General features: G+C 36.2%; 13 protein-coding genes and 1 pseudogene. 1 reads left to right on the plus strand and 13 read right to left on the minus strand.

What is annotated here, in order from left to right; genetic code table 11:
* Positions 1-106 precede the first annotated feature (106 nt).
* The 3 genes from ACECE_RS26655 to ACECE_RS0205305 are packed head-to-tail and all read right to left on the minus strand — an operon-like array spanning position 107 to position 3,112.
* Complete coding sequence (locus tag ACECE_RS26655; RefSeq protein WP_010245076.1) at positions 107-442, minus strand: MBL fold metallo-hydrolase; 336 nt, start codon at positions 440-442, stop codon at positions 107-109.
* Between the two features lie 18 nt (positions 443-460).
* Entirely contained in the window at positions 461-1,063 is a 603-nt protein-coding gene (locus tag ACECE_RS0205300; protein WP_010245079.1) for a CheR family methyltransferase, read from the minus strand.
* Between the two features lie 12 nt (positions 1,064-1,075).
* Positions 1,076-3,112: a chemotaxis protein CheA gene (locus ACECE_RS0205305; protein WP_010245081.1), complete on the minus strand. Its 2,037-nt coding sequence runs from the start codon at positions 3,110-3,112 to the stop codon at positions 1,076-1,078.
* Positions 3,113-3,230: 118 nt separating this feature from the next.
* Between ACECE_RS0205305 and ACECE_RS31640 the strand changes: the two are divergent.
* Positions 3,231-3,467: pseudogene (locus tag ACECE_RS31640) on the plus strand (hypothetical protein); the annotation flags it as partial.
* 250 nt (positions 3,468-3,717) lie between these two features.
* On the opposite strand, the gene ACECE_RS0205310 reads toward ACECE_RS31640, so the two are convergent.
* From ACECE_RS0205310 to ACECE_RS32285, 10 genes are all read right to left on the minus strand, one after another.
* On the minus strand, positions 3,718-5,088 hold the full coding sequence (locus ACECE_RS0205310; protein WP_010245084.1) for a TrpB-like pyridoxal phosphate-dependent enzyme: 1,371 nt from the start codon (positions 5,086-5,088) through the stop codon (positions 3,718-3,720).
* Positions 5,089-5,773: 685 nt separating this feature from the next.
* Positions 5,774-6,832 carry an aldose epimerase family protein gene (locus ACECE_RS0205315; RefSeq protein ID WP_010245086.1) on the minus strand — a complete coding sequence of 353 codons (1,059 nt, stop codon included), beginning with the start codon at positions 6,830-6,832 and terminating at the stop codon, positions 5,774-5,776.
* A 177-nt stretch (positions 6,833-7,009) separates the two neighbouring features.
* Positions 7,010-8,329 carry a xylose isomerase gene (xylA, locus tag ACECE_RS0205320; protein WP_010245089.1) on the minus strand — a complete coding sequence of 440 codons (1,320 nt, stop codon included), beginning with the start codon at positions 8,327-8,329 and terminating at the stop codon, positions 7,010-7,012.
* A 107-nt stretch (positions 8,330-8,436) separates the two neighbouring features.
* Positions 8,437-9,963 (minus strand): xylulokinase, encoded by a 1,527-nt coding sequence (gene xylB / locus ACECE_RS0205325; RefSeq protein WP_010245092.1) that lies wholly within the window; start codon positions 9,961-9,963, stop codon positions 8,437-8,439.
* 23 nt (positions 9,964-9,986) lie between these two features.
* The gene (locus tag ACECE_RS0205330) at positions 9,987-10,724 is read right to left on the minus strand and encodes a response regulator transcription factor (RefSeq protein ID WP_010245095.1); all 738 of its coding nucleotides are present in this window, start codon (positions 10,722-10,724) and stop codon (positions 9,987-9,989) included.
* Positions 10,725-10,739: 15 nt separating this feature from the next.
* Complete coding sequence (locus ACECE_RS29075) at positions 10,740-12,560, minus strand: histidine kinase (protein WP_010245098.1); 1,821 nt, start codon at positions 12,558-12,560, stop codon at positions 10,740-10,742.
* Positions 12,541-14,658: a glycoside hydrolase family 3 C-terminal domain-containing protein gene (locus ACECE_RS0205340; protein ID WP_010245101.1), complete on the minus strand. Its 2,118-nt coding sequence runs from the start codon at positions 14,656-14,658 to the stop codon at positions 12,541-12,543. The genes ACECE_RS29075 and ACECE_RS0205340 overlap by 20 nt, the downstream gene beginning before the upstream one ends.
* A 13-nt stretch (positions 14,659-14,671) precedes the next feature.
* Entirely contained in the window at positions 14,672-15,529 is an 858-nt protein-coding gene (locus ACECE_RS0205345; protein ID WP_026073706.1) for a carbohydrate ABC transporter permease, read from the minus strand.
* 34 nt (positions 15,530-15,563) lie between these two features.
* Complete coding sequence (locus ACECE_RS32280) at positions 15,564-16,043, minus strand: carbohydrate ABC transporter permease (RefSeq protein ID WP_407636644.1); 480 nt, start codon at positions 16,041-16,043, stop codon at positions 15,564-15,566.
* Positions 16,044-16,068: 25 nt separating this feature from the next.
* A complete protein-coding gene (locus tag ACECE_RS32285; protein WP_456048991.1) occupies positions 16,069-16,353 on the minus strand; it encodes a hypothetical protein in 285 nt (94 codons plus the stop codon).
* Positions 16,354-16,389 lie beyond the last annotated feature (36 nt).

Genomic DNA, 16,389 nt, shown 5'->3' on the forward strand with positions numbered 1-16,389 from the left:
CAATAAACTGCTTTACAAACACTATAGATAACGTTTAAGTGCTATATGTTTGTTATCTAAATTCATTACTCTTTACATAAAATACATATCAAAAAAATTAAATATCCTAATTACCTTTTATTGATATGTTATTTATAATATTAGAAATCATCTCCATACAATCGTGATTAAGAGGTGGGCCATGCCCAAAATATATGGTTTCAACTTTTTTTGTACTAAGATATTTTAGTGCTTCTATAAAGTTTTGTTCATAGGTGTTATCCTTCGACCTTATAACAAGAGGTGTATCCCCTGAAAAAAGTACTTTCTCTTCACTGTTATACAGACAAATAGAGTCATTGCTGTGTCCAGGCGTATGAATAACCTTAAAAACTCTATCAGTAATTAAAAAAGCATTTGATGTATATATTTGGCTTTCGCTAGTAAGGCATAAAACCTTCAAGGAGCCACCTCCGAGTTTTCATATTTTTTTATACAACTGTGCATGGGAAACTATCGGTTCAAATAGATGTGAAACGGCTTCCGGAAGTTTTTGAGTCTGCTCCATTGCTAAAAATCCGCCTTCACTCAGTGATGAGTGAAACATTTTTATAACTTCTATGCGCTGATGCTCACTAAAGTGCAAAAGAACGTTTTTACACAATACCAGTCCAAAATCAGAACCCGGACTTTTCATTGAAAGCAGATCATGTTTCTTGAAATCAACGGCATTTCTTATTTCCTGCACTAAACGGTAGTGTTTTTCTTTTTCATCTGCTACAAAATACCTTTCAAAAATATCTTTAGGAATTCTCTCTACCTGTTCCCATGGATATGATGCGTTTGATATTATGTCTCCAAAAAGATCACTACCATCTAAGTCCGTAGCATGTATTTTTATATTTCTAAAGTACATGTAGCCTGTTCTTTCCCTTATAACAATGGCAAGACTATATGGCTCCGGCCCCATCGCACAGCCGGCATCCCATATATTGATATATCTTCGTGACTTCAGACTCGGTAAAGCATGTTCACATATCATATCAAGCGTTTGTAAATCCCTGAAAAAGTAAGTGAACGCCATATAAGTTACCCCCTATTTTCTATTACTGGCTAGAGCTGCAATGTCAATAATCAGACTTATACTGCCATCACCCAATAATGTACACCCTGCTAAACCATTTACCTTTTTTAAGTAGTTAGGCAAAGGTTTAACTACCACCTGCTGCTCTCCAACCAAAACATCTGCAAATAAGCACGCACTCACATTCTCATCTTCAACCATAATTATAATTCCTTCTGGCATTGAGGTAATATTTGTCTGTGTTCCAAATTTTCTATGCAGCCTTATCACCGGATAGCATTTACCCCGAATCAGAATTATTTCATTTCCTTCTGGATCAGTAATAACCTCATTTTCCTTAGGTTTAAAAGATTCCTTAATCGCAATAGTCGGAATTATATAGCTTGAGTATCCAACCGTCACAATCATTCCATCCATTATTGCAAGTGTCAGTGGAATCTTAAGATTAATTGTTGTTCCTACATCTTTTTTGCTTTCGGTTTCCACAATTCCGCCAATCTTTTCAATATTTTTCGAAACCACATCCATTCCGACTCCACGCCCAGAGAATTCAGTTATATTCTCTTTCATTGAAAACCCCGGTTGGTATATAAATGAAAATATTTCTTTTTCAGATAATTCAGACTCACTTTTATTAGTCAGCTTATTAGAATAAGCTTTTTCATATATTTTAGACTTATCAAGGCCCTTTCCATCATCTCTCACACTTATAATTACCTCTCCACCTGCATTTCTTGCCTCAAGTACTACTTTCCCAGTCTCACTCTTACCTTTATTTCTTCTTTCTTCGGGGGTCTCAAGACCATGATCAATAGAATTTCTGATCAGATGCATCAATGGATCTGATATATTCTCAATTATATTTTTGTCAACCTCGGTGTCTTCTCCAATCATCTCCAACTGCACTTCTTTATCTAGTTTTTTACTCATATCCCTAACAATTCTATTCATTTTTTGAAAAGTTGCTGATAACGGAACCATCCTAACGGACATCACCATATCCTGAAGGTCAGAAATCATCTTGCGAAGATGCTGAGAGGCTTTCTGAAAGCTCTCTATATTCAGCATTGTGACTTCAGGATTCATTGTAACCATTGATTCAGAAATAACAATCTCACCGACCATATCCATCAGCTTATCCAGCTTTTGTACATTTACACTAATGTAGCTATGCTTCTGAGCCGCTGAGTTATCATTTTTCAATTCTTCATGCTGCTTACCCGAACAAGCCTCTTCCAATAGTGCCGCTTTCTGATTTGGCCTTTCATTTTCAATTACTTGACCTATTTCAAGTTCATTTAAAAATGCTGTTTTATTTAAAAACTCTTTTGCTTGATCAAGTGACAAATCTGTAGCAAAGACAACGACAAAGCCATCCTTTCGAATTATTTCAACACTTTCTTCGTTTTCGACAATGTTTTCAGGGTCATATCCAACAACATCTGCAACTTCCTTCAAATTATGGATTACCGAAAAGGCACGGATATTTTCCATCTCACACCCTTTTTCAAATTTAATAATGGCTTTATAAAGTTTTCTATCATTAGTGAAAACCTTATTGGCAGCACCTATATAGAACTTCTGTTTTTTTGCCGTTATATCTTCCTTAATGGGTTTAGTTGCATGTGATACATCGGAATCGCTTTTCAAAAAAGATAGAAATTCGACTATTTCCTTTACAATAAATTCTGGATTGTTATTAACAGAAGCGTCTTCTTCGATTTTCACAATTTCACTTTTGATGAAATCAACCACTTTTAAAACAAGTTCAAAAAGCCTACCATAATCAACGTTTTCCACTTTTTGCTCTCTTAAAAAGTAAAAAACATCCTCCATTGAGTGCGTTAAATTCGAAATACCGTTGTATAACATCATTGCTGAAGCACCTTTTATTGTATGCATTAACCTGAATATTTCGTTTATAGAATCGGAAGAAATCCCCCCTTCCTTCTCACTTTCTATTATTATCAGTTCAAGTTGTTCCAGATGCTGACCTGTTTCAAATATAAATAAGTCCAGCATCGGTTCCCTGCCCACATTATCTGCCACATTGATCACCCCATAGGTCTTTTTGTCAATAAATCTAGCCTTCTATTTTATAGATATTTTTTCAATACTAATGTAAATTGTATATCGGCAACTATCGCATTTTTTTTATCACTTTTTTTTGGAGAACTTCGGAATTTACACTAAGCTCCAGAAATCGGAGTGCTATCAGCAGGTTTTTGAAGTTATTGATCAAACCTGTATGTTCAAATTAGGCTGCCGTGGACCAGTGACAAGGTCAGAATGCCCTATAAGGCAGTGAAATAAATATGTAAACTGGCCTATCAAGGATGACACTCCATGTATAGGCTGCTCACAATTTGGTTTTCCAGATAGAATGGAACCTTTTATTAGTTATAATAAAGAGGTCTATGGTAAAAGTAGCGAAGTGTGTGTCGTTTATTTAGTGTACACTTTTTTCAAGAGCAGGAAATGGAAAGTAATTTTTAAAGATGAAATATATTGCTTTCTAATAGAAAGGGGCATTGCACTACGATTTTTAATCGATAATGCAACAGCCCCTTTCTAATTCTTTTCATATAAGTTCATCATAAAATAAACACAATAAAAATTTAAACTCTAATCCAATAAGGTATTCAACAATACGCTTATAATGAAATATTAGGAATTGTTGAAAAACCTTTTTCCAGATCTTCATCCGTTGGGATATAATCTGTCATGGTTCCGCTATTATAGCTCATATAAGCAGACATGTCGAAGTAACCTGTTCCGGTTAAGCCAAACAGGATAGTCTTTTTCTCTCCAGATTCCTTACATTTGAGAGCTTCATCTATAGCAGTTCTAATTGCATGAGAAGATTCAGGAGCTGGGAGAGTTCCCTCACATCGTGCAAAAAGCGTAGCTGCTTCAAATACCTTGGATTGCTCAACTGAACATGCTTCAAAATAACCATCGTGATACAGCTTAGATACGACTGCACTTGCACCGTGGTATCTTAATCCTCCGGCATGATTAGGAGAAGGCATAAAACCAGATCCCAATGTATACATTCTCATTAATGGTGTTGTTTTTCCTGTATCACCGAAATCATATGCATATTTTCCGCGTGTTAGTGAAGGGCAAGATGCTGGTTCTACTCCAATAAAACGTATATTGTTTTTACCTTTTATCTTATCTCCCATGAAAGGTGCAATAAGACCTCCAAAGTTGGAACCACCACCGACACACCCGATAATTATGTCAGGGTTTATATCATATTTTTCACAAGCAACTTTTGTTTCAATACCGATAACACTTTGATGTAATAAAACATGATCTAATACACTACCTAACACATAACGACAATTATCAGTTTTCAATGCAACTTCTATAGCTTCTGAAATAGCACAGCCTAAGGAACCACCTGTACCAGGATTCTCAGCTAAAATTTTCTTGCCGATTTCTGTTGTGGTAGAAGGAGAAGGAATAACTTTACCTCCATATGTTTCTATAACTGCTTTTCTGTAGGGTTTCTGTTCTGAAGATATCTTAACCATGTAAACAGTCAGTGGAATATTATAATATGCACATGCCATAGAAAGTGCAGTGCCCCATTGGCCAGCCCCAGTTTCAGTGGTTAAGGAAGTCAAGCCCTGCTTTTTTGCATAATAGACTTGAGCAGCTGCAGAATTTAATTTGTGTGAACCGGAAGTATTGGTTCCTTCAAATTTGTAATATATTTCAGCCGGTGTACCCAAAGCCTTTTCGAGACAATAAGCTCTTACAAGTGGAGACGGACGGTACATTTTATAGAAGCCCCTTACCTCTTCAGGAATTTCTATATGTTCATCAGTTTGGTTCAGTTCTTGATCAACAAGGTCAGAACAGAATACTGGTTTTAAATCATCAGCTGTACATGGTTTTAAAGTACCTGGATGTAAAAATGGATCAGGCTTTTCTTTCATAACAGCCTTCATGTTGTACCAGTATTTTGGTATTTCATCTTCAGATAAGATGATTTTGTAAGGTATATTTCCCATAATCTTCTTCCCTTCCTTTTCGTTTTATTGATTTGACTATACTAAATACATTACTAATCTTACATTTAGCAGAGAAAAATACCGAACGCTTTAACGGAATTTTGCGATAGATAAATGTAAATGATTAATTGTATTTAATATCGTTTGGCTAGATAAATTTTTATATAATAAAAGCCTTTATCCTAACATAGGACAAAGGCTTCAGTCTCTGTTATACCACCTAAATTGCGTTAAAAACACAACGCTTCTTTCATGTACAAAATACTAAAATTCTATACATGCTTCATGGATAACGGGAGAAGTTCCCGGTCGGCATACTCTTTCATTAATTAAAAATTTCTGCGTCGCCCTCATGAGCCCATTCACTATAAGCTTTAACATTGCAATTTCACCATCTGCAACTCTCTTTTGATAAAGTGATTTATGCTACTATCCTCAATCAAAGGGGTTAATATTTAATTTTATTCAATTTTCTCGTTATATGAATATATTAACTTTTGCAAAAATTTTTGTCAACAGGGATTTTTTAAATATAATCCTATCCTTGTCTCTGATGGTTACATTCCGACGATACTGGAAGTAATTATAGAAAGTACCTCTTTGGATGCCACAAATATTAGTTAATTCTTTTGCAGTAATTTGGTTAAGAAGCCTGCATAAATACCCGTACTCTTACCTGCCACCTTTATCGTGTCATAAACCTATAAATAGTAGTATGCCTATACTCCTTACCTGCACTAAATATAGGCGATGGAAAATGCTTGTGCTTTAAAGAGTTTGGGAAGTATTGGGTTTCCAAACATAGTCCGCCCCACTTACTGTATCGTATCTTATCTTTCGCTTCCTTATCACTGCTTAGATTGTTGCCGGAGAAAAACTGGATTCCCGGTTTTGTTGTATAGACTTCCATAAATCTGCCGCTTTCAGGGTCATATAATTCAGCCGCTTTCTCAGGGTGTGTTCCTGAAACTTTGAGCACCCAATTATGGTCAAATCCATTACCTTTTTTTATATGAATATCATCACTTAATAGTCCTGTTCCAACAGGTTTCATTGAGGTAAAGTCTAATTGGGTTCCGGTTACTTCCAGGATTTCTCCTGTAGGTATTCCCTCTTCATTAATAGGTGTAAATTTGTCAGAATAAATCTTCAATTGATGATTGGTAATATCACCGGCTCCATGCCATGAAAGATTAAAATATGAATGATTGGTAAGGTTTATTACGGTGTCTTTATCTGAAACTGCAAAGTAATCAATTCTCAAAGAATTGTCATCACCCAAAGAATAAGTTACAGTAGTTTTTAGATTGCCGGGATAGTTTTCTTCACCGTCCCTACTCAAGTAGGTTAGCTGCAAACACTCTCTATTATTTATAATAACCGTCTCAGCATCCCAAATTACTTTATGAAATCCCTTATCCCCCCCATGCAAATGATGTCTTCCTTCATTATTCTTCAGATTATACTCTATATCCTTAATTTCAAGTTTTGAATTTTCAATTCTATTTGCATGTCTTCCTATAATACCACCGAAATAAAATCTATTTTCAAAATAATCTTCAAGCCTATCATATCCCAGAACAACATCCTCATATTTTCCATTTCTATCTGGCACAATTAGAGAAATAACTATTCCACCGAAATTTGTAATTTTAGCTACCATTCCATTACTGTTCGACAGGATAAAGATGTCTATATCCTTGTAATCATATCCATCAATAAACTTTTCTTTTAAAATGCCCATAAAACCTTTCCTCCACAAATAAAAACTCCGGGACATCGAGTTCCTCCGTTTTTGCCTCTTTCACTTCGTTGGAAAGAGGCTCAAAAATATATTGAACGCACAAAAGCATTCAAAAAATTTACTTTGAGAATTGTGCGTTCAATGACTCCGGTGTTCTTAACATTAGGTTGTAGTACTTTAATCTTCAAGAATATACTTGTTTAGCATACCTTCGAGAACTTCCTGTCTTCCTGATACATTCTTAATACCATCAAGCTCTAAAGCATATTTTTCAAGCTCTTTAAAACCTACTTTTCCATTTACAATATCACTTCCAATACCGCTCTTATAGCTCTCGTACCTTTCATCAACAAACTTGTCAAACTTAGCATCGGAAACCATTTTATATGCTATTTTAAGCCCTTTTGCAAAAGCATCCATCCCGGCAATATGTGCATAGAACAGGTCAATAGCTTCAAAAGATCCTCTTCTGACTTTAGCATCAAAATTAAGCCCTCCGGTTGTAAATCCGCCGGCCTTAAGTACTTCATACATAGCAAGGGTAGTATCGTAAATATTAGTTGGGAATTGATCAGTGTCCCATCCTAAAAGAAGATCACCCTGGTTTGCATCAATACTTCCAAGCACACCGTTAATTCTTGAAACCCTGAGTTCATGCTGGAAGGTATGAGCTGCAAGTGTAGCATGATTTGCTTCTATATTCATTTTGAAGTGGTTCTCCAGACCATAGGTCCTCAAGAATCCTATAACGGTAGCTGTATCAAAGTCATACTGGTGCTTTGTAGGTTCCTTTGGCTTTGGTTCAATTAGAAATTGTCCTTTAAAGCCTATCTCTTTGGCATAATCAACTGCCATTCCAAGGAACCTTCCCATATTGTCAAGCTCCAGCTTCATGTCAGTATTGAGTAAGGTTTCATAGCCTTCTCTTCCACCCCAGAATACATAGTTCTGGCCTCCAAGTTCAAGGGTAATTTCCATAGCCTTTTTTACCTGAGCTGCTGCAAATGCAAATACATCTGCATTAGGAGAAGTGGAGGCGCCATGAACAAATCTTGGGTTACCAAAGGCATTTGTTGTACCCCAGAGAAGTTTTACACTGCTTGTTTTCATATATTCTTTAATAAGTGCAACGATCTCATCAAGCCTTTTGTTGGTCTCCCTAAGCGTTGGAGCTTCAGGTGCAATATCCCTGTCATGAAAACAGAAAAATGGTACACCCAATTTTTCACACAGTTCAAAGTTAGCAGCCACTTTAGCCTTTGCAAGTTCCATTGGGTCTGATATGTTATCCCATGGTCTTACAGCAGTACCCACTCCAAATGGGTCTGAGCCTGTTCCCTGAAATGTATGCCAATATGCAACAGCAAATCTTAGGTGTTCCTTCATTGTTTTTCCGCCAATAACTTCATCCGGATTATAATATTTGAAGGCTAAAGGATTGTCGGAATCCTTCCCTTCATATTTGATTTTCGATACATTATTAAAATATTCCGCCATGCATATTGCCTCCTTATTTTTATTAATATATAAATTCTAAAATTATCTTTTGAGGGTTTAGAATATAAACGATATTTGATGTCGCTTCTATTATTAAGAAAGTATCTTTACAGTATATCCGAAATGTCCGAAAAATCCTTTTTCAAAGAGTCATATAAACGTTTGTAAATATTATAAAACTTCGAGTATCTGGCATTAAGCTCCATATCCGCAACCTGCCTTGTATTTTCTTTTATTACTGCATCACACGCTTCATTAATGCTGCTGTATATGCCTGTTCCTACTCCTGCCAAGAGTGCTACTCCTAGTGCCGGGCCTTCACTTGAATTTATGGTGATAATATCAGTCCCAAATATATCTGCCTGCATTTTTCTCCACAATTCACTCTTTCCGCCACCACCGGATGCTCTTACTTCAGAAACGTTAACTCCCATTTCTTTTATAATTTCAAGGCAATCTTTAAGACTATATACAACGCCTTCCATAACTGACCTTAAAACGTCCTGTTTTTCATGCTTTGCCGTTAGTCCGAAAAATACACCCTTTGCATTAGGATCAAGATGTGGTGTTCTTTCTCCCATCAGATAAGGTAAATAGATGAGACCACTGCAGCCCGGAGTCACTTTTTCAGCTTCCTTATCCATAATAATGTATGGATCTATTTTCATTAGCTCTGCAGTCCTTTTTTCTTCTATGCAAAAATTGTCGCGGAACCACTTAAGTGAAAGTCCGGCGCCTTGTGTAACACCCATAATGTGCCAGGTATTCGGTACAGCATGACAAAAAGTATGAACTCTGCCTTTTGGATCAATAGTAACCTTTTCAGAGAATGCAAATACTACACCTGAGGTTCCTATAGTTGATGACACAACCCCGGGTCTTACAATTCCATTACCAATAGCCCCTGCTGCCTGATCTCCTGCTCCACCTACTACAGGAGTTCCTTCCTTTAGCCCAGTTAATGAAGCAGCATGCTTATCCACTTTTCCACTAACTTCCTGGGACTCATAAAGACTTCCCAGCATGCTTTGATTAAGCCCTAGCTTACTTAAGACTTCATCACTCCACTTTCTCCCCGGTATATCCATAAACTGCATTCCACTTGCATCGGATACCTCTGTAGCAAATTCTCCTGTTAATTTATATCTTATGTAATCTTTAGGAAGAAGTATTTTATAAATCTTTTCAAAGATTTCGGGTTCATTGTTTTTAACCCACATAATCTTTGATGCTGTAAACCCAGTTAGTGCTGGGTTGGCTGTTATCTCTATCAGCCGTTCCTTCCCTACTATTGAAGTAATCTGATCACACTCGGCAAAACTTCTCTGATCGCACCATATAATTGCATTCCTAAGTACTTTGTGATCTTTATCCAGAAGAACAGCCCCGTGCATTTGACCTGACAGTCCGATTCCCTTAATGGAGGAAGCATCAATTCCGCTTTTTGAAATTACATGTTTGATTGATAAACGTGTTGCATTCCACCAATCTTCGGGGTCCTGTTCCGCCCATCCAATATAAGGTTGGTATAATGGATATTCCTCAAGGCTGCTTGCTATGGTATTTCCCAATTCATCATATAAAATCGTCTTTGTTCCTGATGTTCCTATATCTACTCCTAATAAATATGACAAGCTGAATCCCCCCATATTTTCTTCTATTTTTTATATTTCTTCAAAACCTCAGAATAATTTTGATCGGTATATTTCTTAAAACACTTGCCAAAATAATTGGGATCCGGGATACCTACCATTTTTGCAGTTACATACATCATAGTTCCTTTTTTTGCGTAGTCTATAGCTTTTTCCATTCTGCATTCTATAAGATAATCAATAATATTAACCCCTGTTTCAGCTTTAAACAGCCTGCTCAAATAGCTTGAATTAAACCCGAAGGTATGAGCAATAAATGTTAAATCCAGATCTGACTGGATATAGTTTTCCATTATATATGACTTTATTTTATTAACAGTATCTTTCTTATAAACAATAGGTTCTTCTATCTCAGCCTTTTTTGGCTTTGAATCGAGATCCTTTATGATCTTCAATAAAACTTCTCTAATATCTGCACGTACAATAGGTTTCAACAAATAATCACATACGCCAATTCCGATACATTGTCTTGCATATTCAAAATCACTGAAAGCAGTTAATATAATAATTTTTAAGTTTGGATAGCGGCTAATTGCCAGTTTTGAAAATTCAATCCCATCCATAAAAGGCATTTTAATATCTACAAACGCAATATCGGGTAATACTTCTTCCATAGTATTGATAGCTTCAATACCACTTTCCGCTTCTCCTGCTACTTCAATCTTCAGATCTTCCCTTATTAAAATATTTTTCAGCAGGTTTCTGATCGGTTTTTCGTCATCAATAATCATTACCCTATACATTTACCAAGCCCCCCCTTATAACGGGATCTTAATGTCAACTAAACAGTATTCGCCTTCTTCACTTTTGATTTCAAACACATCTTCCTCATCATAATAATATCTAATCCTGTCTATCGTACCTTTAAAGCCAAAGCTTTTTTTATTATCTTCATTCATTATTGAATTTATTTGTTCCAAGGTCATGCCAACTCCTGTATCATATACACCAATATGCAATATTCCAGCCTCAGCATAGACGGATATTTTTATAATTCCTTTTTCTCCTTTTGGCCTGACACCATGATATATGCTATTTTCCACTAAAGGCTGAAGGATTAATTTTGGTACCTTAATATCAAGAAGATCTTCCTGCAGCTCATATTCATCCTCAAAAACATCCTGGTACCTTAATTTTTGTAGTTTCAAGTAATCCTTGACAATTGCAACTTCTTCCCGTATAGCGATTTCCTTGCTTCCCTTACTTAAAAATCTCCTGTAAAAGTTACCTAAAGTTTCAACAGCATCATATATCTCATCTGCAGATATCTCCAGTGCAAGGTCTGCAATGGTACCTAAAGTGTTATAAAGGAAATGTGGATTTATTTGCTCCTGCAGTACCTCCAGCTCAGCTTTACGCATTGTTTTTTCCTTATACAATAGTTCCCTGATAATTTGATTGATTTCAATAAGACGGCTGTTTTTCATCTTCAAGTCATTTTCTTTACTTTTTAACATATATTTATTTTCAATTTCATCTTTACCAAAACCAAGTCTTTCAACGTTCATAAACTGCATAAGCCTCTCAATTGGATTTGCAATAAAAACGAATATAAAAATGCCAATAATAATAAGACATAAGATGGATAAAATCATTATCATAACAATTATGGCAATTGCTTGAGCTGAAATGTATCTAAAAAAAGGTACAGTTTCAATTTCACCTAAAACAAAAGGGGTATTAGGAACATGGTAGTATGATAATACTCTCGTAACACCAAACCCTTGTTTAATGTTTTGCTCAAATTCTTTTTTGCCGATATCCATCCTTTGGAAATCTTCAAACTTTTCATTAAAGTCAAAAATATTTCTATTTTCTATAAAGTAGCCAAACTGTCTGTCATCACTTGTCATATCTTTAAATGAATTCTTAAGCATATCAATATTCAGGTTTACAGCAATAATTCCAATAGGTGTTTGGGTATCCAGATCGTTAATAATCCTTATAACGGATATTACTGTATCCCCTGATTTCCTTCGAAATGCACCGTCTCCATTAACTCTAATCACGTAAGATCCACGCTTTTCAAGTATTTCCTTCTTCCATAAAGGATTATATACAAGATTGGTATCAACATTTGTAACTTGTCTTGATATATTAATATAATCTTTATAATCTTTAAAAACATATATGGAAGACACGTAGCTAAATTTATTGCTAATATCATACATAGCCATAATTGCATTATGATTAATTCTGGTTTTACCATCTCCCCTATCTCTCAAGTACTCAATTATATTACTATTGGTCATAATAAGCTGACTCATTGTACTTACAGCTTCGAATTCAACATTAAGATTGTTTCCAATAGAAATCATAGTGTTATAGTTGCTCTCCAGAACATAATCCATCATGTTCTTTTTAACCAAAAAATTATAGATAAAGAAGAGCGAAACAATATACGTGATTATGAGAACCAAAAATAAGAATCTTATTTTATCTTTTAGTTTTCTGTTATAAAACCACCGAGTAATTCTTTCTATTTTTTTCTTCATGACTCCCTTTGGATCACTATCCTCACAATATACATTTAAACCTATATTATTTATGTCCGCATCTTTAATTAAATTCCAATTCAATTAGAATACTAATGGGTTCTTTTCCTGTTAGTTCTACACTTCGTTTATCAGGTCCACACAAGCCTGCAAACAATGTAAACTTTTTACTATCCAATACTTTTTCTCCATCCAGGTTTACTACTTTTAAAGAATCAAACGGAATCCTCATAGAAACCTGTTTTTCTTCATTAGCTCCCAGACCAACTCTCATAAACGCGCACAGACTTGTATTTGTAACAGCATACATGGACTGCTCGTCTTTAATATAGGCCTGTACTACCTCTTCTACAGCAACGCTTCCTCTGTTTTGAAGGGTTACAGTTATGTAAATATCCTTTTCAATCTCTACAGTTCCCTTTATCTCCACGTGTTTTAATTCTACATCACCATAGGTCAAGCCGTATCCGAAGGGATACAACGGAGCTTCCTCTATATAGCGGTAGGTCCTGTTTTTCATTGAGTAATCTGTAATTGGCGGTAAATTATCCAGGGATCTATAAAAAGTAACAGGTAATTTTCCAGATGGTGAAGCATTTCCAAATAGGATATCTGCTACAGCTTTTCCTCCTCTTGCACCTGGATACCAGGTCAGTAAAATACCATTACAGTGTTCATGTGCATAGCTCAGGTTTATTGCGCTCCCTGCCATAAGGCAAAGTACTGTTGGCTTTCCAGTAGCGACTATTTTCTCCAGAAGACTTTTTTGTACTTCAGGCAAATCCAAATCTTTTTTATCTCCGGAGCCACCATTATTACCTTCATCCGATTGCTCTCCTTCAATGGTTTCATCAAGTCCCAGACATAAAACTACCAGATCACTATGTTCTGCTACAGTAACAGCCTCCGCAAGACGGTCATTTGCATATGCCAATACTTCAGTTCTGTCTTTAACCAACTCACACCCATTTGAATATAGTACTCTTACTTCATCTCCAACTTCATCCTGAATACCTTCGAGCAAAGTAATGTATCTGGAGGATGTTCCATGATAATTTCCTTTTAGCGCAATTCTGCTGTTTGCGTTTGGTCCAATTACCCCAATCGTTTTTATAGCACCCTTGTTAATAGGTAAAATCCCATCATTTTTAAGCAGTACCGCACTTTTTCTGGCAGCCTCAATTGCCATTTCCTTGTGCTCACTACACTCAACAACCTCGTAAGGAATATTATCAAACTCACTACCTTCAAATAATCCCAGCTTAAATCTTGTTGTAAATATTCTCACAGCAGCTCTTGTAATATGCTCTTCTGTTATTAACCCTTCTTGCAGCGCTATAAGCAGCATTAAATACATGTTGCCGCAATTTAGATCACACCCTGCATCAATAGCCAACGCTACAGACTCTTCGGGAGTTTTTGTCACCATATGGTCCGTGTGAAAATCTTTTATGGCCCAGCAGTCGGATACTACATGGCCCTCAAATCCCCACTTCTCCCTTAAAATATCACGGAGCAGAGTATAGCTTCCGCAGCAAGGCTCTCCGTTTGTTCTATTATATCCCCCCATAACTGCTTCAACTTTAGCATCTTTTACACATGTTTCAAATGCAGGCAAATAGGTTTCCCACAAATCCTTCTTTGTTACTTCTGCATTAAACCCATGGCGTAAATCCTCAGGACCGCTGTAAGCCGCAAAATGCTTTACACAGGCTGCTGTCATCATCACATCTTTATCTCCCTGCAGCCCTTTTATAAAGGCAACCCCCAATTTGCCGGAAAGAAACGGATCTTCTCCATATGTCTCATGACCTCTTCCCCATCTGGGATCCCTGAATATGTTTATATTAGGGGACCATATGGTAAGCCCTTTATAAATATCCCTATCTCCATGCTTTGAACTTTCGTTATATTTTGCTCTGGCTTCTATGGCAATTGCATTTGCAATTTTCATCAGGAATTCATCATCAAACATTGCGGCGAGACCAATTGCCTGTGGAAAAACAGTGGCAGTCCCGGCACGTGCAACTCCGTGTAAAGCCTCATTCCACCAGTTATATGCAGGAATTCCGAGCCGTTCAATAGCCGGAGAATTGTAGGTAAGCTGGCTTGCCTTCTCCTCCAGTGTCATTTGCGCTACTAACTCTTCAGCCTTTTTTTTATAGAAAGTATTTGGTTTCATGTGCATTTCTCCCTTAGCCTTTAACTGCACCGGCAGTCAAACTTTTTTGTATTTTTGTACTCATAAATGAGTATAGCATCAAAGTTGGAAATGTTGCAATAACCAGCGCAGCTCCAATAGGTCCCCACTTGGTGGTATGTGCACCGGATAATGTTTGAATACCTACAGATAATGTTCTGAATTTGGCATCATCAATAAAGATATTGGCAAACATAAGCTCATTCCAGGCTGATAAAAATGTAAAAATAGCAACTGTAGAAAGTGCAGGCTTCATAAGAGGCAGAATAATCCTGAAAAAGATTCCGTATACACTGCACCCGTCAATACATGCTGCCTCTTCCAGTTCTTTGGGAATATTTACAATAAAACCACTGCATATCATAATTGACATGGAAAGTCCAAAAGCGGTATAAGGTATTATCAATGCCTGATAGGAATCTGTCATTTTTAACTTATCCAGTATTAGAAATACGGGCAAAATTGCTGCATGTATTGGAACGGTAAGACCAAGCATAATAATATTGTTAACTGTCTTTCTTCCTTTCCATACAAGCCTTGTTAACGCATATGTAGCCATTAGAGCAATTACCAGAGTTAATATAATAGTAATACTTGATACAATAACACTGTTTAGAAAATAAAGAGCCATATTACCTTTAGTTAAAGCGTTTAGATAGTTTTCCCATAACCATTTCTTCGGCAGCCCTATAATATTGTCACCAAAAATCTCCTTATTACTTTTAAGTGAAAATGTAAACATCCAGTACAGTGGAAAAATATTAATTAATGCCCATAAACCTAAAACTGTATATGTCAGAATTCCACCTACAGTTGCTTTTTTTCTTGTTTTTACTTTAAAGGAGGTTTGAATCCCACCTGGTGTTACTTTAATATCTGTATCCAATTTAATCCTCCTCCGTCCTAAAAGCTTTTTTAATGACTGCTGCAAACAAGAAACATAACGCAATTATCAAAATTGCAATTGCACTTCCAAACCCATACCGATTCCTGTTAAAAATCATAGATACCATCAAGGTGCTTGGAACTTCACTGGCTTTAGCAGGTCCACCATTTGTTAATACGTATATTAAATCAAATGCCTTTAAAGAACCCGTTACTGCAAAAATTACGCAAACTTTTATAATAGGCTTTATCATTGGAATAATAATATACCTTGCAATCTGTCCTTCTGTTGCACCCTCAACCTTAGCAGCCTCTCTAAGTTCAGGTGAAATGGATTTAATCCCGGCATACATGAGAAGCATATGATATCCCACATACTGCCATATAATAGGTATAAACACTGCAATCAGTGCAGTCTTTTGGTCTCCAAGCCAGGTCTTCGCATACTTTCCAAGTCCTATAGCATGAAGTCCCACATTCACTATACCATATTCTGGGTTGTAAATCTTAAGCCATAATTGTCCTATAACTACAGTAGATATTAATACAGGCAGAAAAAAAAATTGCTACAAAAAACTTTTCTCCTTTTACTCCTTTTGCAAGTAGTAAAGCCAAACCAAGGGATATAGGAAGCTGAATGAATACCGACAAAACTGCAAGAAGTAAAGCATTTAGTAAGGTTTTTGGGAATCCCGCTACCGGACTTGTAAATAATTCTATATAGTTTTCTAATCCTATAAAGCTTGGCTGATTAATCCCGTCCCATCTTAAAAGGCTATAATAGCCTGACATAAAAATCGGCATAATAATGATTACTGCAAATAATAA

The organism is Acetivibrio cellulolyticus CD2 (assembly GCF_000179595.2).
In the GTDB taxonomy this organism is placed as follows: Bacteria; Bacillota; Clostridia; order Acetivibrionales; family Acetivibrionaceae; genus Acetivibrio; species Acetivibrio cellulolyticus.

Excerpts from the sequence above, each read along its gene's own strand:
- ACECE_RS0205300 (WP_010245079.1), bottom strand. The coding sequence starts at position 1,063 with ATGGCGTTCACTTACTTTTTCAGGGATTTACAAACGCTTGATATGATA.
- ACECE_RS0205310 (WP_010245084.1), bottom strand. The coding sequence starts at position 5,088 with ATGGGAAATATACCTTACAAAATCATCTTATCTGAAGATGAAATACCA.
- ACECE_RS0205315 (WP_010245086.1), bottom strand. The coding sequence starts at position 6,832 with ATGGGCATTTTAAAAGAAAAGTTTATTGATGGATATGATTACAAGGAT.
- xylA (WP_010245089.1), bottom strand. The coding sequence starts at position 8,329 with ATGGCGGAATATTTTAATAATGTATCGAAAATCAAATATGAAGGGAAG.
- ACECE_RS0205330 (WP_010245095.1), bottom strand. The coding sequence starts at position 10,724 with ATGTATAGGGTAATGATTATTGATGACGAAAAACCGATCAGAAACCTG.
- ACECE_RS0205340 (WP_010245101.1), bottom strand. The coding sequence starts at position 14,658 with ATGAAACCAAATACTTTCTATAAAAAAAAGGCTGAAGAGTTAGTAGCG.
- ACECE_RS32285 (WP_456048991.1), bottom strand. The coding sequence starts at position 16,353 with ATGTCAGGCTATTATAGCCTTTTAAGATGGGACGGGATTAATCAGCCA.